Here is an 18,035-nt window from a genome sequence, read left to right on the forward strand (position 1 = left end):
GCGCGGCGGCGGTTGGGAGGGGCCCCTTGTACAACGGAATGCGTTAACAAGGTGCCCCTCCTTTCAGGTGGACGAGGTCGAAGACGGGGCGGCCGGCGGTCAGGGCGCGGCGCTCGAACTTCGTCACCGGCCGGTGCGCCGGGCGCGGCGCGTACCCGCCGTGGACGTCGACCAGCCCCGGGTCGGCGGTCAGCGTCTCGCGCATCGCCTCGGCGTACTCGGCCCAGTCGGTGGCGCAGTGCAGCGTCCCGCCGGGCACCAGCCGGGAGCGCAGCAGCGCCACGTGGGCCGGCTGGATGATCCGCCGCTTGTGGTGCCGCGCCTTCGGCCAGGGGTCGGGGAAGAACACGTGCACCGCGTCCAGCGACTCCTCCGGCAGGGCCCGGACCAGGTCGAGGGCGTCGCCCCGGGCCACCCGGACGTTGCCGAGGCCGCGCCCCTCCACCAGGTCCAGCAGGTTGGCGATTCCCGGAGTGTGCACCTCCACCGCCAGATAGTCTCGGTCCGGGTCGGCGGCGGCCATCGCGGCCGTGGCGTCGCCCATCCCCGAGCCGATCTCCAGCACCAGCGGGGCACGACGGCCGAACAGCGCCGCCAGGTCCACGGGCGCGGCGAGGTCGTCGGTGATCGTCAGGCCGTACGCCGACCAGAGCCGGTCCAGGGCGTCGACCTGGCGACCGCTCATCCGGCCCCGCCGGGGGTGGAAGGTGCGGATGCGCGACGCGTGCGGCGGGACGGTCGCGGCCGGGTGCGGGTCGGTGGTGGTCACAGTCCACCGAGAGTACGCGACGAATCCGCCGAAGCTGAACGTGAGGTACGTACGGGGATGAGACGATTCATCCCGTACGGCAGGCCGGGTGACCGCTGACCGGCCGGCGCACCGACACCGGGAGGGGCCATGGGATCAGCGACGCGCCTCGGCACCGCCCTGGCGGTGGCGATCGGCGCGGCGGCCGGCCCGCTCCCGGCGACCGTCGCCCGGGCCGCTGGCACGCCCGGGACGGCCTCCGCGTGGGCCCCCGGGTTCTCCGCGGTGGCCCCCGCCGGGTTCACCGCCGTGGCCCCCGCCGCAGCCCCCGCGCCCGAGCCGCCCGGCGGCGGGCAGCAGCCCGGCTGGGTCTTCGTCGAGGTCACCCCCGGCACCGTGCAGCCCGGCTACCTCGTCGGCATCCGGGCGAGCTGCCGCGACAACACCGTGCCGGCGATCGTGGTCTCCGACGCCTTCGGCCGGGTCGCCGTCCACGCGCAGCGGGGCGTGCTCGTCGGGACGCCGATGGTCCACGAGCGCACCCGGCCCGGCAACTACCGGGTGAAGCTGGAGTGCCGGGACGGGGAGACCGCCACCACGATGCTCCAGGTGGTGAAGAAGACGCCCTCGCCCGCGCCCACCCACTCCCAGCCGGACCGCCCCACCCACCGCCCCGCCCCGCACCCGAGCCGGGGACCGAACACCGGCTTCGGCGGCGCGGGCGACGACGACTCGGGCGGGTTGCTGCTGCCCGGCGGCGTGGCGCTGACCATCGCCGGGGTGACCATCGGGCTGGTCGCGGCCCGCCGGCCCCGCGCCCGCCGTGGCGCGTACCGCGGCTGAGGCCGGCCGTGGCGTCGGCGCGCCCGTCCCGGCCGGCCACGGCGTCGGCGCGCGTGTCCCCGGCGGCCGTGGCGTCGGCGCGCGTGTCCCCGGCGGCCGTGGCGTCGGCGCGCGTGTCCCGGTCGGTCGTGTCGTCCGCGCGCCTGTCCCGGCCGGTCGTGTCGTCCCGGCCGGTCGTGCCGTCCCGGGCCGGCGAGGGCCGGCGGCCGTGGTCGGTGCCGGCGGCCGTGGCCCTGGTGCTGCTGGGCGTCTTCGTCACCGGCGCGGGGCTCGGCCGCGTGGCGGGGCCGCTCGACTGGGTTGCCGGCCCTGCGGCCCGGACGGCCGGCGCGTCCGGCGACTTCCCCCGGCTGGCGGCCAGTCGCCCGGTCGGGCTGCGGGTGCCCGCCATCGGGGTGTCCGCGCCGGTCGGCCCGGTCGGGCAGGCCGCCGACGGGTCGATCGACGTGCCGCCGCTGGAACGGGCCGACGACACCGGCTGGTACGACCGGAGCCCGACCCCGGGCGAGCCGGGCCGGGCTGTCGTCGTCGGGCACGTGGACACCAGGAGCGGGCCGGCGGTCTTCCACCAACTGGGCCGGCTCAGGACCGGAGACCGGATCGAGGTGAGCCGGGCCGACGGCGGGGTGGCGGTCTTCGCGGTCGACTCCGTCGAGCACTTCGACAAGGACGACCTGCCCGCCGACCGGGTGTACGGCGACGACGGCCCGCCGGAGCTGCGGCTGATCACCTGCGGCGGGGTGTGGGTCGGCGGCAGCACCGGCTACGCCGACAACGTCATCGCCTTCGCCTCGCTGGTGGACACCCGCCGTCCCTGAGCGTCGACTGTCGCCGGCAACCGGGGCTGGCGACAGGGGCGCGCCGTTTCGCGGCTCGCCGGAACGGGTGGCCGCCCGGGGCCGTCAGGCGACGGACGCCCGCAGCGCCGTCAGTTCCGACTGCTCGGCGCCGTGCCTCAGGAGGTAGGCGGGCACGGAGCCGTGGATGCTGCGGATCCAGAGCATGGCCCGCCGGATGAGCGTGGCGGAGACGGGAAGGCCCCCGTGTCCCGCCGCCGTGGACGAGGCCGAATCAGCGGTCAGGCCCAGCCCGGCGTTCGACCGGAGGAAGTCCGCGGTGACCTCCGCCTCGGACGCTCCCAGCAACGTCTGGAGCACGGCGACGACGACACCTGTGCGGTCCTTGCCCGAGGCGCAGTGGACCAGCACGGGCGGGCCCGGCGCCAGGAGGCAGCGCACGACGGCGACCACGGAGCGTCCCGCGTGTTCGGCCATGAACGGGTAGAGCTCCAACTGGTCGCTCGGCCACCTGCGCTCGGCGAACACCGGCGCGCGCACGTGACCGGCGCCGAGCCCGTCCCGCACGTCCGGCCGGTCGGCCATCTCCGGCACGCTGCGCAGGTCGACGACCGTGCGCACGCCCAGCCGCTCCAGCGACCGCGCTCCCGCCGGCGACAGCTCGTGCAGCGCGCCGGACCGGTACAGCACGCCACGGCGCAGGGCGCCGACGCCGCCCGCGTCCCGGAAGTTCCGGACCCCCGGAACGGGGTCCGCCTCCACCTGACCGGCCGCCGCGCTCACGCGGCCGAAGCTACCGGGCCGGGCACCGGCCTCCGATGCCGGGGCCTCCCGCTCGGCCCGGGCGCGCCGGCCCGGGGCGGGAGGCCGCCGGTCGGGTCGGTCGGTGCGGTGCCGGGCGTCACCCGGGGCGGTCAGGACCGGGGGGCCACCTGCTGGACCACCTCGAACTCCAGCAGCGACGCGCCGGAGGCCACCGGCCGCCGCTGCTCGCCGCCCTCGCCGCCGGCGTGCGCCGCCCGGGACGGCCCGGCCGCCCACGCCTGGTAGGCCTCTTCGCTCTCCCACCGCGTGTAGACGAAGTAGCGCTTCTCGCCGCCCACGGGGCGCAGCAGCTCGAAGCCGAGGAAGCCGGGGGAGCCCTCCACCGCGCCGGCCCGGGCGGCGAACCGCCGCTCCAGCTCCTCGCCCGCGCCCTCGGGAACATCGATCGCGTTGATTTTCACGACTGCCATGGCTCCACCCTAGCCACCGACGCCGCCCCCGGCAGGCCGGCGCGGGGTCGGCGCGTCTCGACAGCGGCCCGCCCGCTCGGCCGGCGAGGCGGTCAGGACGCCCCGGTCGCCGCAAGCCGCCGGGTCAGGATGCCCCGGCGGCCGGGGTCAGGAGGGCTCCGGCAGTCGCGGTCAGGCCGTCCCGGCCGCCGGGGCCGGGTCGTCGGTGTCCACCACGATGGGGGCGTGGTCGGAGGGGCCCTTGCCCTTGCGGGCCTCCCGGTCCACGTACGCCGAGCGGACCGCGCGGGCGAACGGCTCGGACGCGTACACCAGGTCGATGCGCATGCCCTTGTTCTGGTGGAACATCCCGGCCCGGTAGTCCCAGTACGTGTACGGGTGCGGGCCCTTCATGGGGGTCGGCACCACGTCGTGCAGCCCCAGGTCGCGCAGGGCCGCGAGGGCGGCCCGCTCGGCGGGCGTGACGTGGGTGGAGGTGGTGAACAGGGCCGGGTCCCACACGTCGGCATCGGTGGGGGCGACGTTGAAGTCGCCGCAGACGGCCAGCGGCGGGCCGCCGGTCAGCTCCCGCTCCAGCGCGTCCCGCAGCGCGGCGAGCCAGGCCAGCTTGTACGCGTAGTGGGGGTCTTCGGGGGCGCGGCCGTTCGGCACGTACACCGACCAGACCCGCAGGCCGCCGCAGGTGGCCGAGATGGCGCGGGCCTCCGGCTCGGGGAAGCCCGGCTCGCCGGGGAAGCCGACCGTCACGTCGGCCAGCCCGGCCCGGGACAGGACGGCCACGCCGTTCCACCGGCCGTCGCTGTGGCTGGCCACCTCGTAGCCCAGCTCGCCGACCTCGGCCACCGGGAACGCCCCGTCGGGGCACTTGGTCTCCTGGAGGCAGACCACGTCGGGGCCGGTGGTGGCCAGCCAGTCCAGCAGCCGGGGCAGGCGGGCCTTCACCGAGTTCACGTTCCAGGTCGCCAGGCGCATGTCCCCAGCCTGCCCCATCCCCGCCCCGGCCGCCGGTCAGCTCCCCTGGGTGTCGCCGCCCGGCCGGCCCTGCTCGGCCAGGAAGCGCTCCAGCTCGGCGCCCAGCTCGTCGGCGGTGGGCAGGGGGCCCGCCTCGGCGGCGAGCAGGTTCTTCTCGCCCCGGCCCCGGGCGAACGCGTCGTACTGCTCCTCCAGGGCGGCCACGAGGGCGGCGGCGTCCTCGGTCTGGGCGACCTGCCGGTCGATCTCGACGCGCACCATCTCGGCGGCGGAGCGCAGCGCGTCGCCCGGCAGCAGCAGCCCGGTGCTGCGCGACACCGAGGCGAGCAGCACCTCGGCGGCGGCCGGGTACTCGGCCTGGGCGACGTAGTGCGGCACGTGGGCGGAGAAGCCGAGCGCGTCGCGGCCGGCCTCGCCGAGGCGGTACTCCAGCAGGTGCCCGACGCTGCCGGGGACCTGGACCCGTTGCAGCCACGGCTCGTACCCGGCGATCAGCTCGGGCCGGGTGGCGTGCGCGGTCACCCCGGTCGGCCGGGTGTGCGGCACCGCCATCGGGATCGAGTTGAGCCCGACGGTGAGCCGGACGTCGAGGCGGGCGGCGAGCCCGGCGACGGCGGCCACGAACCGCTCCCACTGCAGGTCCGGCTCGGGGCCGGTGAGCAGCAGGAAGGGGGTCTCGTCGTCGTCGCGCAGCAGGTGCAGCTCCAGCTTGGGGGCGTCGTAGTCCTCCCAGTGGTCCTCGACGAAGGTCATGGTCGGTCGCCGGGAGCGGTAGTCGTAGAGCTGGTCGACGTCGAAGCGGGCGACCGGGCGGGCGTCGAGGGAGGAGAACAGCTGCTCGCGGGCCAGCCGGGTGGCGTTTCCGGCGTCGACGAAGCCGGTGAGGGCCTGGACGAGGACCGGTTGCCCGAGTTCGGGCAGATCGTCGGAGAGCTCGTAGAGCTCGTGTGGGTCGAGCACCGGTGCGGACCTCCCAAGATGCGCGTACGGGGCCGCGTCGCGCGCGGCTCCCGGTTCGGGGAACGTACCCGCCATCCTCGTGCATTCCTGTTTCGGACGATGCGACGCGCCATCCATGATCACAATTCGGCCAAGCCCGCACTCGGCCGGGTGTCCCCGCCGCGTCCGGCCGGGCGGGGGTGCCGGGGTCGGTCGAACGGGGGAGGGAAGGGATCTTGAGGGGTCTCGCCCGACTTGCGGGTGATAACCGCCGGAAAGGAAGCGTCCATGGCTGCCCGGGGGGTTGGCCGGGTGTGCCCGGTCCGACCCTGTCCGAAATGTCGCGCGGTCGGCTGTCCGTTTCCGGGACCCGGAATTGTGGCGATGGCCACCGGATGTGCCGGGGTCATCCGGGGGCTGACCTGCCTAGCCTCGTCGAATGCGTGACGACGGCACCCTCGACGACCAGCAGAGCCCCGAACCGGCGGCAGGCCGTTCGGACGTTACCCCCTCGTCCGAACGGCCATCCACCACCACCGGCGACGCGCGCCCCGCGCGCCGCTGGAGTTCCCTTGCCGCCCTCTCCCGTACCCGCCCCGGGCGGGTCCGTAACCTCCCACTTCCCGGCCGCCCCGCCGAGGGCGCGACCGACCCCGCCCGGACGCCCCGCCGGGCCCGCCGCGCCGGCGTGGCCGTGGCCGCCGGCGTGGCCTGCTGCCTCGGCCTGGCCACCCTCGCCCAGGCGGGGCAGGAGACGGACTCCGGGCCGACCGCCACCGCCGACGCCGACCTGGCGCAGCGCGCCGAGGCCGAGGCCGTGACCCGGTCCCTGGACCGCTCACCCACCCCCGTCCCCTCCACCGCCTCCCCGACCCCCTCCGCCTCGGCGTCCCCGACCCACAGGGTCGTCACCCGCCCGCGGCCCGTCCGCCCCGCCGACCCCGCCCCGGTGGCGGGCCTGACCAGGGCGCAGATGGCCAACGCGAAGGTGATCGTGCGCACCGGCCAGAAGATGGGCTTCCCCCGGCGGGGGCTGGTCATCGCGGTGGCCACCTCGATGCAGGAGAGCAACCTCTACAACGTGGCCAGCGGCGTGCTGCCCGAGTCGCAGGAGCACCCGCACCAGGGCATCGGCTGGGACCACGACTCGGTCGGGCTGTTCCAGCAGCGCGCCAGCAGCGGGTGGGGCGAGGTGGGTCAGCTCATGGACCCCGAGTTCGCCACCCGGCAGTTCCTCCGCGCCCTGGCGGAGATCCCCGGTTGGGAGGAGCTGCCGCTGACGGTCGCGGCCCAGTCCGTGCAGATCTCGGCGTATCCGGACCTGTACGCCCAGCACGAGTCCCGGGCGGCGCGGGTGGTCGACGCGTTCCTGTAGGCCCCGCGCCGCCGGCCCGGGCAGGAGGCTGGGCCCCGCGCCGCCGGCCCGGGTGGACGCTTGGGCCCCGCGCCGCCGGCCCGGGTGGGCAACCCCCGCCCGGGCCGGCGGCGTTTCGTACCGGGCACTGTGGACGAGTGATGTTGCCGGGACGGGGTACACAGATGGGGTAGCCCGTCACCCCGTACAGGAGGACGACATGTCAGCACTGGTGCAGCGGATCAGCCGGTTCCTCCGCTCCCCGCAGGGGCAGCAACTGGTCGACCGGGGCCGACGCGAGATGGCCAAGCCGGAGAACCAGCAGAAACTGAAGCGGCTAGCCTCTCGGTTGTCCACCCGCCGCTGACCCGCGTCTCCGCCTGTCACCCATCCCCTGGGAGCCCCCGTGACCGATTCCGCCCCCGTCGACGGCCAGCCCGTCACCCCGGCGTCCCTTCCGGAGCCCACCGCGGCGGAGCCGTCCGCGTCGGAGCCGTCCGGGTCGGAGCCCGCCGCGTCGGAGCCGCCCGCGCCGCGACAGCCGGCGGCGTCCCTGGTACCCATCGAGGACGTCCCCGAGGCGCCGCCGGCCCGGCTCTGGGACCGGATGCGGGAGGACCCGCAGTACGCCCCGGAGCACTTGGCGCTGGAGGCGGTGCGCCGGCTCGGCCCCGAGGCGGCCCGGTGGGCGGCCCGGGCGCGCGCGGAGCGCCCCGCCGCCCCGGCGGAGGAGCTGGCCGAGCAGGCGGTGCGGAAGTTCGTCAACCACGCCCGGCTCTCCGGGGCGGTCTCCGGCGCGGCCGGGCTGCCCGGCGCGGTGATCGACGTCGGGGTGCTGGCCTGGACCCAGGCCCGGATGGTGCTGCACATCGCCGCCGCGCACGGCATCGACCCGACGCACCCCGACCGGGCGACCGACCTGCTGGTGCTCCAGCGGGTGCACAAGGTCGCCGAGACCGCCCGCCTGGCCCTGGGGGTGGCCGCCGGGCGGGAGCGGGCCGGGGCGCTGTTCGGCTCGACCGGTCAGGCCGCGCTGGGCAAGGTGATGCTGCGGCTGGGCGTCCGGCTGGCCCAGATGGCCGGGGTGCGCGCCGCGAAGCGGATGTTCGCGAAGGTGGTCCCGGGGGCGGCGATCATCCTCGGCACCTGGGCGAACTCGTCGGCGACCAAGGAACTCGCCGAGCGCTCCCGGCAGCTCTACCGGGACGCGGGCTCGGCCGCCGCGCTGCCCGGGCCGCGCGGCTAGCCGGTCCGCGCGGGGCGGCCGGGAGTCGGGTCGGCCCGGCCGGCGAGCGGCGGGCCGGCCTCGGGGGCCCGGCCGCCGGTCGGCCGGCGCGCCCCGGAACCCGGCCCGTCAGTCGAAGCCGGAGGCGCGCCACGTCACGTCGGCCAGCCGCCCCTGGCCGGCGACGTTGGGGTGGAACCAGTCCAGTGCGTTGACCATGTCGAGGCTGAACCGCACCCGGTGCACCGCCCCGCCGTCGTACCGGCAGCGCGAGCCGTACTCCCGGCAGGCAGCCCTGAGCTGGTCGTTGTACGCCTCGACGCGGTCGCGCACCTTCGCCCGGCGGGCCCTGTCCTCCGGCGCGGTCGAGGTGGCGTCGGCCAGCAGCGAGGGGCAGACGCCGTGCCGCCACGCCCGCACCGCCCGGGGCTCGGTGTGCCCGACCTCCCAGAGCCGGTACAGGTCGGGGACGCTGACCACCAGCACCCGCGCCTTCGGGCGGCCCTTGCGCAGCACCCGCAGGCCCTCGTCCACCTGGTCGCGGAACGTCGCCGCCGGGGTCATCGCGTCGACGTCGTCGCGGCAGGCGTCGTTCGCCCCGATCAGCACCGTCACGTAGTCGGCGCGGTTGCGCACCGCCGCCTCGGCCTGCCCGGCGAGCGCCGCGGCCCGCGTCCCCGGCCTGGCGTGGTTGTACGCCTTCCCGCGCAGCTTCGGGTTGCGGTCGAGCAGCCGCTGGTAGTGGCTCTCCACCCGCAGCCCGTCGCCGGAGGACCAGGAGTTGCGCTGGCACGAGCTGAGCGTCACGCAGGAGGCGAAGCCAGCGGTGATCGAGTCGCCGAGGGCGGCCATCACGGCGGGCGTGCCGGACGCGGGCGGCTTGCCCGTGGGGCGGGGGCTGGCCTCGCCGCCGCTCTCGCAGGCGAGCGCGCCCAGGGCCAGCAGGCAGGCGGCGGCGGCAACCCAGCGTCGAGGCATGACTTCCCAGGGGGGTGGCGGAGTGCGACAGCGGGGTAACCCTACGCGCCGCGCCGGGGTGGAGGGTGGCGTGCTGTCGGCTTTCCGGCAGTCGGCACCGGGCTCGCCCCGCCTGTGGTAGAGGCGCGGCGGTCGGTTAACCGGGCCGATCGGGGGTAGCCCGGGAGGATGACGAGATCGCAACCCCGGCGGGCCCGGGGCACGGTGGGCCACGCGTACAGCGCGCTGAACCTCCGCCTCGTGCTCGCCGCCTTCGGCCTGGTCGTCATGACGGTCTTCGCCGTGCTGGCGTTCCGGGCGGACCTGGTGGTCCTGGGCGTCGTCTGCGCGGTCTTCGCCGTGGTCGCCGTGGTCGACCTGGTCGTGATCCAGCGCCGCCGGGCCGCGCGCCGCCGGGAGGAGCCGGGCGCGCGGCACTCGCTGTTCGAGTGACAGGAGTACGAGATGCCCATCGCCACCACCAACCCCGCCACCGGCGCGGTGCTCAGGTCGTACGACCCGATGTCGCAGGAGCAGGTCGACGCCGCGATCGAGCGGACCGACCTCGCCTTCCGGGAGCTGCGCCGGACCACCGTCGCCCAGCGGGGACGGTGGCTCGGCGCCGCCGCCGACCTGCTCGACGCCGAGCGCGACGAGACCGCCCGGCTGATGACCACCGAGATGGGCAAGACGTACGCCGCCGCGCGGGCCGAGGTGACCAAGTGCGCGGCGGCCTGCCGGTTCTACGCCGCGCACGCCGAGCGGATGCTCGCCGACGAGCCGGCCGACGCCCGCGCCGTCAAGGCCACCCGCGCGTTCGTCCGGTACCAGCCGATCGGGCCGGTGCTCGCGGTGATGCCGTGGAACTTCCCCCTCTGGCAGGTCGTGCGGTTCGCCGCGCCGGCCCTGATGGCCGGCAACACCGGCCTGCTCAAGCACGCCTCCAACGTGCCGCAGACCGCCCTCTACCTGGAGGACCTGTTCCGCCGGGCCGGCTTCCCCGAAGGCGCGTTCACCACCCTGCTCGTCGGCTCGGACGCCGTCGAGCGCGTCCTCGGCGACCCCCGGGTCCGCGCCGCCACCCTCACCGGCAGCGAGCGCGCCGGCCGGTCCATCGCCCAGATCGCCGGCCGCGAGCTGAAGAAGACGGTGCTGGAACTCGGCGGCAGCGACCCGTTCGTGGTGATGCCCTCGGCCGACCTGGACGCCGCCGCCGAGGCCGCCACGACCGCCCGCTGCCAGAACAACGGCCAGTCCTGCATCGCCGCCAAGCGCTTCATCGTGCACGCCGACGTCTACGACGCGTTCGCCGAGCGGTTCGTCGCGAACATGGCCGCGCTGACCGTGGGCGACCCGATGGACCCGGCCACGGACGTGGGGCCGCTGGCCAGCGAAGGCGGCCGGGACGAGGTGCACGCCCAGGTCCGGGACGCGGTCGAGCGCGACGCCACCGTGCTCTGCGGCGGCGAGGTGCCCGACGGCGACGGCTGGTTCTACCCCCCGACCGTGGTCGCCGACCTGACCCCGCAGATGCGGATGTGGTCGGAGGAGGTGTTCGGCCCGGTCGCCGGCCTCTACCGGGTCTCCTCGTACGACGAGGCGATCGAGGTCGCCAACGGCACGGCGTTCGGCCTCGGCTCCAACGCCTGGACCACCGACCCGGACGAGCAGGAGCGCTTCGCCACCGACCTGGACGCCGGCAACGTCTTCGTCAACGGGATGACGACCTCCTTCCCCGAGCTGCCCTTCGGCGGGGTGAAGAACTCCGGGTACGGCCGGGAGCTGTCCGCGCTGGGGATGCGCGAATTCTGCAACACCAAGACCGTCTGGGTGGGCCGGGGCGAGGAGGGGGCCGGGGCGGGCGTCGGGGCGCACTCGGAGTAGCGATTGGGCGGACGCCGTCATGGGTAGGAACGGCAGCCATGACGGTGTTCGGCTTCCACGCGTCCCACGAGCAGATCCACCCGGCCGAGCTGCTGAAGGCGGTGATCCACGCCGAGCGGGCCGGCTTCGACGCCGCCATGTGCTCCGACCACTTCTCCCCGTGGAGCGAGCGGCAGGGGCACTCCGGGTTCGCCTGGTCCTGGCTCGGCGCGGCCCTGCAGGCCACCGACCTGCCCCTCGGCGTGGTCAACGCCCCCGGCCAGCGGTACCACCCGGCGATCATCGCGCAGGCCATCGGCACCCTGGCGGCGATGTACCCGGGTCGGTTCTGGGCCGCCCTGGGCACCGGCGAGGCCAGCAACGAGCACATCACCGGCGGCGCCTGGCCCCGCAAGGACGTCCGCAGCGCCCGGCTGCGCGAGTGCGTCGACGTGATCCGGGCGCTGCTGGCCGGCGAGGAGGTCAGCCACGACGGCCTGGTCACGGTCGACCGGGCGAAGCTGTGGACCCGCCCCGAGGAGCCGCCGGCGCTGGTCGGCGCGGCGGTGAGCGTGGCCACCGCCCGCTGGTGCGCCGAGTGGGCCGACGGCCTGATCACGGTCAACGCCCCCACCGACCACCTGCGGCGGATGATCGACGCCTACCGGGACGCGGGCGGGCGGGGCCCGCTGCACCTCCAGGTGCACGTGAGCTGGGCGCCCGAGCAGGCCGAGGCCGAGGCCATCGCGTACGACCAGTGGCGCAGCAACGTCTTCCCCCCGCCGATCTGCTGGGACCTGGAGACCGCCGAGCACTTCGACGCGGTCTCCGCCGACGTGCCGATGGAGAAGGTCACCTCCACCGTCAACGTCTCCGCCGACCTCGGCCGGCACGTCGGCTGGCTCGAGGAGTACGTGGAGCTGGGCTTCGACCAGATCGCCCTGCACCACGTCGGGCAGGAGCAGCGGGCCTTCATCGACGCCTTCGCCGCCGAGGTGCTGCCGAAGCTGCGGGGGGTGTGACCAGCCCGTCGCCGGGCCGCGGCCTAGGCTCGTAGTTCATGGAGTCCCTGTTCGAGGTCGTCGTCGTCCTCGCGGTGGCGACCCTCGGGGCGGCGCTGGCCCGCAAGCTCGGGGTGCTCGCGCCGATCCTGCTCGTGGTGCTCGGCCTCGCGCTCTCTTTCGTGCCCGGCTTCCCCCACGTTCGGCTCGACCCCGACCTGGTGCTGGTGGGCATCCTGCCGCCGTTGCTGTACGTGGCGGCGCTGGAGACCTCCGTGCCGGCGTTCCGGCTCAACCTGCGCCCGATCCTGCTGCTCGCCATCGGCCTGGTGATCTTCACCGCGTTCGCCGTCGGCGTCGTGGTGCACCTGCTGCTGCCGGGGGTGCCCTTCGCGGCCTGCCTCGCGCTGGGCGCGGTGGTGGCCCCGCCGGACGCGGTGGCCGCCACGGCGGTGGCCCGCCGCATCGGGCTGCCCCGCCGGGTGGTGACCCTCCTGGAGGGCGAGAGCCTGCTCAACGACGCCACCGCGCTGGTGCTGCTGCGGGTGGCCACCATCGCGACGCTCGGCACGTCGGTCGGGGTCGGCGACGTGGCCCGGGAGGTGCTGGTGGCCACCGGCGGCGGCATCCTCGTCGGGGCGGCCGGGGTGCTGGTCTTCGGATACCTGCACAAGCGGATCAGCGACCCGCTGCTGGACAACGCGGTGTCGCTGATCGTGCCGTTCGCGGTGGTCTTCGCCGCCGAGGAGATCCACGCCTCGGGGGTGGTCGCCGTGGTGGTGACCGGTCTCGGCATCGGCCACCGGATGCCGTTACTCATGTCGGCGGCCTCCCGGTTGCAGATCGGCGCGTTCTGGCGGCTGGCCCGGTTCCTGCTGGAGGGGCTGGTCTTCCTGCTGGTCGGCCTCCAGCTCCGCGAGGTGGTGCGGGACCTGAACGAGCCGTTCGGCTTCCTGGTCGCGATCACCGCCGCCGTGCTGGCCACCGTCGTCCTGACCCGGTTCGCCTGGCTCTTCCCGGTCACCTACCTGACCCGGCTGGTGTCCCGGGCGCGGCAGCGCGACCCGGCGCCGCTGGCGAAGTTCCCCGTCGTCCTCGGCTGGGCGGGGATGCGCGGCGTGGTCACCCTGGCCGCCGCGCTGGCCCTGCCGCTCACCCTCGCGCAGGAGCGCCCGTACCCCCGGCAGTTGTTCGTCTGGCTGGCCTTCGCGGTGATCGTGGTGACGCTGGTGGCCCAGGGGGCCACCCTGCCGGCGGTGGCACGCCGGCTCAGGCTGCCGCCGGACGACCCGGTTGCCGACGCGCTCTCCGCCGCCGGCGTCCAGCAGCAGGCCAGTCACGCCGCGCGGGAGCGGCTGGACGCGTTGGCCGACACCGCGCCGAAGGCCGTCGTGGACCGGCTGCGCCGGGGCCTGGAGGAGCGCACCAACCTGGCCTGGGAGCGGCTGGGCGGCACCGGGCGGGAAACCCCGTCCCACGCGTACGGCCGGCTGCGGCAGGAGATGATCGACGCGGAGCGGGAGGTGTTCCGGGCCGCCCGCGACGCCGGCCGGATTCCGGAGGAGGTGCTGGTGCGGGCCTACCGTGACCTGGACCTGGAGGAGTCGTTGCTGCGACAGGAGAAGAAGTCATGAGCTGCGAGCACCTGACCCGGGCGGGCGCCGCCGAGCCGTCGACCACGTCGGAGTGCCCCGGCTGCGTGGCCGTCGGCAACGACGACTGGGTGCACCTGCGGGCCTGCCTCACCTGCGGGCATGTGGGATGCTGCGACTCCTCGCCGTACCGGCACGCGACGCGGCACTTCGAGACCAGCGGGCACCCGGTGATGCGCTCGGTCCAGCCGGGGGAGACGTGGCGCTGGTGCTTCGTCGACGAGGAGATCGGCTGAGCGCCGGCCCGCCCACGCGGCTCGTATGACGCAACCGCTATGCGCCGGATCGACCGGACTCATTCTAATATCGACGCACATCCATGGAGGCGGATTCCCCGCCCGTATCCAGAGGAGTGCGCGTGTTCCGACGAAACTTGCTGCGTGCGGCGGGAGCCGCAGCCGCAGCCGTCCTGGCCGCCGCCGGGATGCTGGTCGCCACCGGCACCAGCGCCTCCGCCGTCCGGACCGTCTACTACGACGCCAGCCGGGCCGGCGAGTTCCGCACCAACTTCGACCAGGCCGCCCAGATCTGGAACAGCAGCGTCAGCACGGTGCGGCTGCTGCCCGCGACGCCGGGCAACATCACCATCTACGTCGACAGCGGCTGGCCCCGCGCCCAGACGACCTCGCTCGGCAGCGGGTACGTCTGGATGGGCTGGCAGGCGGTGAACCAGGGCTACCACCGCACCCGGATCGCCACCCACGAGCTCGGCCACATCCTCGGCCTGCCGGACCGGCGCACCGGGCTCTGCTCGGACCTGATGTCGGGCAGCAGCGCGCCCGTGTCCTGTACCAACGCCAACCCCAGCGCGGCGGAGGCGACCCGGGTCAACTCGCTCTTCGCCGGCGGCCTCGCCGCGCAGGCGGGCGAGAAGACGTACGTCTGGAACGGTGAGGAGAGCGGCGGCGAGATCACGCCGAACGTCGTCGGCGGCGTGCCCGCGTCGGAGAACTACTCCTTCCTCGTCTACAGCTCCGGCTGCACCGCCTCGCTGATCAAGGCGAACTGGGTGGTCACCGCGAAGCACTGCTCGACGCCGGCCTCGGTGCGGGTGGGCAGCACCAACCGCACCAGCGGCGGCACGGTCGCCTCCGTGATCCGGGCGGTCAACCACCCGACGATCGACGTCAAGCTCTTGCAGCTCGGCACCTCGGTCAGCCACGCGCCGGCCCCGATCCCGACCACCTCGGGCCCGGTCGGCACCGCCACCCGCATCATCGGCTGGGGCCAGACCTGCGCGACGCCCGGCTGCGGCTCCGCCCCGACCGGGGCCCGGGAGCTGGACACCTCGATCGTGGCCGACACCCGGTGCAGCGGCATCAACGGCCCGTACGAGATCTGCACCAACAACACCGGCGGCGTCGCCGGCGCCTGCTACGGCGACTCCGGCGGTCCCCAGGTCACCCGGGGGGCCAACGGCGTGTGGAACCTGATCGGCGCGACCAGCCGGGCGGGCAACAACAGCTCCACCTGCGCCACCGCCCCGTCGATCTACGGTGACCTGCCGTCGATCCGCTCCTGGATCAACACCCAGGTCGGCGGCCTGCCCGTCTGACCCCCACGCGTCGGCGCGTCCGCTCCCTCCGCAACGGGAGCGGGCGCGCCGGCCCCACCCCGACGACCACACGGAACGAGGGGTCATCCCGAGCGGGACGACCCCTCGTTCCGTGTACGTGCGCGCCCCTGCGGGCGGGGTGGGCGTCAGGAGAGGGTGCAGGGGGCGCCGTTGAGGGTGATCAGGGTGGGCGCGGGGTTGGCGCCGCCGGACGTCGTGGCGTTGAAGCCGAACGTCGCCGTCGCGCCCGGGGCCAGGCGGGCGTTGTACGACTCGTTGCGCGCCGTCACCGTGGCGCCCGACTGGGTCACCTTCGCCAGCCAGGCGTCGCGCACCCTCTGGTCACCGGTGAAGGCGAACCGGGCCGTCCAGCCGTCGACCGTGGCGGTGCCGGTGTTGCGGATCGTGACCTGGGCGGTGAAGCCGGTGCCGCCGGACCAGGCGCCGTAGTTGGTGTACGTGGCGGCGCAGGTCGGCGCGGGCACCGCCGCCGCGTCGTCCTGGTCGGCGAGGAACGAGGCCAGCCACGCCAGCGCCGAGTTCCAGTTGATCGCCACCTCGTTGGTGGAGTACGAGTTGATGTCGTCGACGAAGCAGAACATCGGCTTGCAGCCGGCCAGCAGGTTCGCCGAGAACGGGTCCTGCAGGCCGGCGTTCGCGCCCCCCGCGAGGGAGCCGGCCGGCGGGTTCGGCATGGTCGGGTCCAACTGGTTGCCGAAGATGCGGCTGTGCTGGTTGCGCGCGTGCTGCTCGCCCCACCCGGTCACGTACGACATGTTGAGCGCGTTGCGCCCGAGCAGGTAGTCGGCCGTCTGCACGGCCCCGTCCCGGTACTTCGCGTCGCGGGTCAGGTCGAAGGCGGTCGCCAGCACGACGGCGTTGTTGGCGATGTTGCCGTTGGCGCCCCAGAAGTAGCTGTTCGCGTCGCCGGGCATCGGCAGCCCGTACGCCTGGCCGCGCAGGATCTCCAGGTAGCGGTCGGCGGCGGCGGTCACCGAGGCGCGGACCCGGGCCCGGTCGGCGGCCGGCAGACCGCTCGGCACGGTGGCCAGGTCGAGCCGGCCCAGCGCGGCGACGCCCTGCCAGGCGAAGCCCTGGTCGCCGAAGACCGCGCCGGTGTGGTGCCGCGAGGCGGTCAGGTCGGTCAGGTACGCGGCCCCGCCGGTGCTCAGGTAGAGCTCGGCGGCGGCCCAGTAGAACTCGTCGCTGACGTCGGTGTCGTCGTACGCGCCGCCGCCGGTGCTGTCGGCCGGGCTCGCGTAGATCGCCGGGTGGGCCTTGGCCGCCGCGTACGCGCTCCGCGCGGCGGTGCCGCAGCGGGTGGCGAACGCCGCGTCGTAGGGGGCGAAGAGGCGGGCGCACTGGGCGGCGACGGCGGCCAGGTTGAGGGTGGCCGCAGTGGACGGCGGGTGCAGCTCGCGCGGCTGCGGGTCGTCGGCCGGGTCGAGCGGCAGTCCGGTCCAGTTCCGGTCGTGGATCTTGTGGTGGGCCATCCCGGCCAGCGGCTTGCCGGCGGGCACCTGCATGCGCAGCAGGAACTCCAGCTCCCAGCGGGCCTCGTCGAGCACGTCGGGCACGCCGTTGCCGCGCTCGGGCACCCGCAGCGTGGAGTCGCCCAGCGCCGCGCCGCCGTCGGCGGTGGCCGCCGTCTTCGTCCGCTCGAAGGTGCTCAGGAGCTGGTAGGTGGCGATCCCGCCGTTGACCACGTACTTGCCGTGGTCGCCCGCGTCGTACCAGCCGCCGCGCACGTCGAGGGAGTAGTCGCAGACGCCCGGCTGGCAGGGCACGGAGGTGTCGCCCCGGTTCGGGGCGACGTCGAGGTGGCCGGCGCGGCGCGCGTACTCCTCGCCGACCAGGTCGCCGTCGATGGCGATGCCGCTGCGCTGGATGTAGAAGAACTGGAGGGCGTCGCTGCGGAGCCGGTCGTAGAGGGTGCCGGAGATGTCGAACGGGTGGCTGGTCTCCCCGTCGGCGACGAGGGTGTAGCCGGTGCCCGGGGTCCGGTGGGCGGAGAAGTCGACGGTCTGCACGTTCTGGCCGGAGGCGGCGTCGACCCCGCGCGGGGTGCTCCGCCCGCTGGCGACGACCGCGCCGGAGGCCGACCTGAGCTGCCAGTCGAGCGGGGCGGTGGCCTCGGTGACGATCGTGGCGTTCTTCGGGCCGCCCGGCAGGTAGCCGACCTGGTTCACCCGGACGCGGGGGCCGGTGTCCGGCTCGTACGGCTTCGGCGGCTCGCCGCCGCGCAGCGAGACGTCGTCGAGGCAGACCGTCTGCTCGGCAGCGGCCCCGCCGACCTGGAAGATGAGCTGCGCGCTGGGGTTGTCCTCGCTCGCCGTGAAGGTGGTGGCGAAGCGCCGGGAAGTGCCGGTGGCGGCGGCGTCCACGGCGGCGTACTGGGTGTAGGGGGCGGTGCCCAACTGGACCACGGCCCGCACGTTCGCCCCGGGGGTGGCGGAGACGTCGAAGGACAGCTCGTACTCGGCGCCGGCCTTCAGCGGCACGGCGTCCTGACCGATGCCGGCGTCCCAGGGGTTGGCCAGCCCGCCGGGGACGGTAGCGCAGAGCCGGCCGGCGGTGACGCCGAGCGGGCCGGTGCCGTACGAGAACCAGGGGGAGACGCCCGCGTCGAAGGTGCCGTTCTTGATCTGCTCGGGGGCGTCCGGGGGGACCTCGGCGTGGGCCACGCCGGGGGCGGTGCCGGTGAGGGCCAGGGCGGTCGCCGCGGCGAGCAACGCCAGGCGGCGTCGGCGGCGGGGGGATGGCGTCACGGGGGGATCCTTCCGGGGGGACGGGTGCCGAAAACTGGGAGCGCTCCCAGTTTTCGGTCCGATGTTTCCAGCGGGCGTCGGCCGTGTCAATCGAGAGAGTTGAATAATGTGGGGTCGGCTCGCTTC

General features: G+C 75.0%; 18 protein-coding genes. 11 read left to right on the plus strand and 7 right to left on the minus strand.

Annotated elements, in window-relative coordinates; genetic code table 11:
* Positions 1 to 43: 43 nt before the first annotated feature.
* Positions 44 to 769 (minus strand): tRNA (guanosine(46)-N7)-methyltransferase TrmB, encoded by a 726-nt coding sequence (gene trmB, locus LPU43_RS01545; protein WP_373321628.1) that lies wholly within the window; start codon positions 767 to 769, stop codon positions 44 to 46.
* A gap of 129 nt (positions 770 to 898) precedes the next feature.
* Between trmB and LPU43_RS01550 the strand changes: the two genes are divergently transcribed.
* A complete protein-coding gene (locus tag LPU43_RS01550; RefSeq protein WP_229398060.1) occupies positions 899 to 1,591 on the plus strand; it encodes a hypothetical protein in 693 nt (230 codons plus the stop codon).
* 158 nt (positions 1,592 to 1,749) lie between these two features.
* Positions 1,750 to 2,409, plus strand: coding sequence for a class F sortase (locus tag LPU43_RS01555; protein ID WP_229398611.1), 660 nt, complete (start codon positions 1,750 to 1,752; stop codon positions 2,407 to 2,409).
* 84 nt (positions 2,410 to 2,493) lie between these two features.
* On the opposite strand, the gene LPU43_RS01560 is transcribed toward LPU43_RS01555, so the two are convergent.
* From LPU43_RS01560 to LPU43_RS01575, 4 genes are all read right to left on the minus strand, one after another.
* Positions 2,494 to 3,171, minus strand: coding sequence for a tyrosine-protein phosphatase (locus tag LPU43_RS01560; protein WP_229398061.1), 678 nt, complete (start codon positions 3,169 to 3,171; stop codon positions 2,494 to 2,496).
* Between the two features lie 131 nt (positions 3,172 to 3,302).
* Positions 3,303 to 3,623, minus strand: coding sequence for an antibiotic biosynthesis monooxygenase family protein (locus tag LPU43_RS01565; protein ID WP_229398063.1), 321 nt, complete (start codon positions 3,621 to 3,623; stop codon positions 3,303 to 3,305).
* A 171-nt stretch (positions 3,624 to 3,794) separates the two neighbouring features.
* Positions 3,795 to 4,595: an exodeoxyribonuclease III gene (locus LPU43_RS01570; protein ID WP_229398065.1), complete on the minus strand. Its 801-nt coding sequence runs from the start codon at positions 4,593 to 4,595 to the stop codon at positions 3,795 to 3,797.
* A 36-nt stretch (positions 4,596 to 4,631) separates the two neighbouring features.
* Positions 4,632 to 5,555: a proteasome assembly chaperone family protein gene (locus tag LPU43_RS01575; protein WP_229398067.1), complete on the minus strand. Its 924-nt coding sequence runs from the start codon at positions 5,553 to 5,555 to the stop codon at positions 4,632 to 4,634.
* Positions 5,556 to 5,973: 418 nt separating this feature from the next.
* On the opposite strand from LPU43_RS01575, the gene LPU43_RS01580 reads away from it, so the two are divergent.
* From LPU43_RS01580 to LPU43_RS01590, 3 genes are all read left to right on the plus strand, one after another.
* Positions 5,974 to 6,909 carry a peptidase M23 gene (locus LPU43_RS01580; RefSeq protein WP_229398069.1) on the plus strand — a complete coding sequence of 312 codons (936 nt, stop codon included), beginning with the start codon at positions 5,974 to 5,976 and terminating at the stop codon, positions 6,907 to 6,909.
* A 199-nt stretch (positions 6,910 to 7,108) separates the two neighbouring features.
* Entirely contained in the window at positions 7,109 to 7,255 is a 147-nt protein-coding gene (locus LPU43_RS01585; RefSeq protein WP_229398071.1) for a hypothetical protein, read from the plus strand.
* 39 nt (positions 7,256 to 7,294) lie between these two features.
* On the plus strand, positions 7,295 to 8,134 hold the full coding sequence (locus LPU43_RS01590) for an EcsC family protein (RefSeq protein ID WP_373321629.1): 840 nt from the start codon (positions 7,295 to 7,297) through the stop codon (positions 8,132 to 8,134).
* Between the two features lie 108 nt (positions 8,135 to 8,242).
* On the opposite strand, the gene LPU43_RS01595 is transcribed toward LPU43_RS01590, so the two are convergent.
* Entirely contained in the window at positions 8,243 to 9,091 is an 849-nt protein-coding gene (locus LPU43_RS01595; protein WP_229398073.1) for a GDSL-type esterase/lipase family protein, read from the minus strand.
* 168 nt (positions 9,092 to 9,259) lie between these two features.
* Here LPU43_RS01595 and LPU43_RS01600 point away from each other — a divergent pair, with 168 nt between their 5' ends.
* From LPU43_RS01600 to LPU43_RS01625, 6 genes are all read left to right on the plus strand, one after another.
* Positions 9,260 to 9,523, plus strand: a complete 264-nt coding sequence (locus tag LPU43_RS01600; protein WP_229398075.1) for a DUF6343 family protein — start codon at positions 9,260 to 9,262, stop codon at positions 9,521 to 9,523.
* 12 nt (positions 9,524 to 9,535) lie between these two features.
* Positions 9,536 to 10,954, plus strand: coding sequence for an NADP-dependent succinic semialdehyde dehydrogenase (locus LPU43_RS01605; RefSeq protein ID WP_229398077.1), 1,419 nt, complete (start codon positions 9,536 to 9,538; stop codon positions 10,952 to 10,954).
* Positions 10,955 to 10,992: 38 nt separating this feature from the next.
* Positions 10,993 to 11,955, plus strand: a complete 963-nt coding sequence (locus LPU43_RS01610; RefSeq protein WP_229398079.1) for a TIGR03885 family FMN-dependent LLM class oxidoreductase — start codon at positions 10,993 to 10,995, stop codon at positions 11,953 to 11,955.
* A gap of 38 nt (positions 11,956 to 11,993) precedes the next feature.
* Positions 11,994 to 13,568, plus strand: coding sequence for a Na+/H+ antiporter (locus LPU43_RS01615; RefSeq protein ID WP_229398081.1), 1,575 nt, complete (start codon positions 11,994 to 11,996; stop codon positions 13,566 to 13,568).
* Positions 13,565 to 13,822 carry a UBP-type zinc finger domain-containing protein gene (locus LPU43_RS01620; RefSeq protein WP_229398082.1) on the plus strand — a complete coding sequence of 86 codons (258 nt, stop codon included), beginning with the start codon at positions 13,565 to 13,567 and terminating at the stop codon, positions 13,820 to 13,822. Before LPU43_RS01615 ends, LPU43_RS01620 begins: the two co-directional genes overlap by 4 nt.
* Positions 13,823 to 14,010: 188 nt before the next feature.
* Complete coding sequence (locus LPU43_RS01625; RefSeq protein ID WP_373321639.1) at positions 14,011 to 15,141, plus strand: snapalysin family zinc-dependent metalloprotease; 1,131 nt, start codon at positions 14,011 to 14,013, stop codon at positions 15,139 to 15,141.
* A 146-nt stretch (positions 15,142 to 15,287) separates the two neighbouring features.
* Here LPU43_RS01625 and LPU43_RS01630 read toward each other — a convergent pair whose 3' ends face one another.
* Positions 15,288 to 17,909 carry a glycoside hydrolase family 9 protein gene (locus tag LPU43_RS01630; RefSeq protein ID WP_229398087.1) on the minus strand — a complete coding sequence of 874 codons (2,622 nt, stop codon included), beginning with the start codon at positions 17,907 to 17,909 and terminating at the stop codon, positions 15,288 to 15,290.
* Between the last annotated feature and the right edge of the window lie 126 nt (positions 17,910 to 18,035).

The organism is Micromonospora okii (assembly GCF_020884795.1).
Taxonomy (GTDB): Bacteria; Actinomycetota; Actinomycetes; order Mycobacteriales; family Micromonosporaceae; genus Micromonospora; species Micromonospora okii.

Bases quoted from the DNA above. Each gene is read 5' to 3' on its own strand.
- LPU43_RS01580 (WP_229398069.1), top strand. From the start codon at position 5,974: ATGCGTGACGACGGCACCCTCGACGACCAGCAGAGCCCCGAACCGGCG.
- LPU43_RS01610 (WP_229398079.1), top strand. From the start codon at position 10,993: ATGACGGTGTTCGGCTTCCACGCGTCCCACGAGCAGATCCACCCGGCC.
- LPU43_RS01585 (WP_229398071.1), top strand. From the start codon at position 7,109: ATGTCAGCACTGGTGCAGCGGATCAGCCGGTTCCTCCGCTCCCCGCAG.
- LPU43_RS01550 (WP_229398060.1), top strand. From the start codon at position 899: ATGGGATCAGCGACGCGCCTCGGCACCGCCCTGGCGGTGGCGATCGGC.
- LPU43_RS01625 (WP_373321639.1), top strand. From the start codon at position 14,011: ATGCTGGTCGCCACCGGCACCAGCGCCTCCGCCGTCCGGACCGTCTAC.
- LPU43_RS01620 (WP_229398082.1), top strand. From the start codon at position 13,565: ATGAGCTGCGAGCACCTGACCCGGGCGGGCGCCGCCGAGCCGTCGACC.
- LPU43_RS01615 (WP_229398081.1), top strand. From the start codon at position 11,994: ATGGAGTCCCTGTTCGAGGTCGTCGTCGTCCTCGCGGTGGCGACCCTC.
- LPU43_RS01605 (WP_229398077.1), top strand. From the start codon at position 9,536: ATGCCCATCGCCACCACCAACCCCGCCACCGGCGCGGTGCTCAGGTCG.
- LPU43_RS01570 (WP_229398065.1), bottom strand. From the start codon at position 4,595: ATGCGCCTGGCGACCTGGAACGTGAACTCGGTGAAGGCCCGCCTGCCC.
- LPU43_RS01595 (WP_229398073.1), bottom strand. From the start codon at position 9,091: ATGCCTCGACGCTGGGTTGCCGCCGCCGCCTGCCTGCTGGCCCTGGGC.
- LPU43_RS01600 (WP_229398075.1), top strand. From the start codon at position 9,260: ATGACGAGATCGCAACCCCGGCGGGCCCGGGGCACGGTGGGCCACGCG.
- LPU43_RS01565 (WP_229398063.1), bottom strand. From the start codon at position 3,623: ATGGCAGTCGTGAAAATCAACGCGATCGATGTTCCCGAGGGCGCGGGC.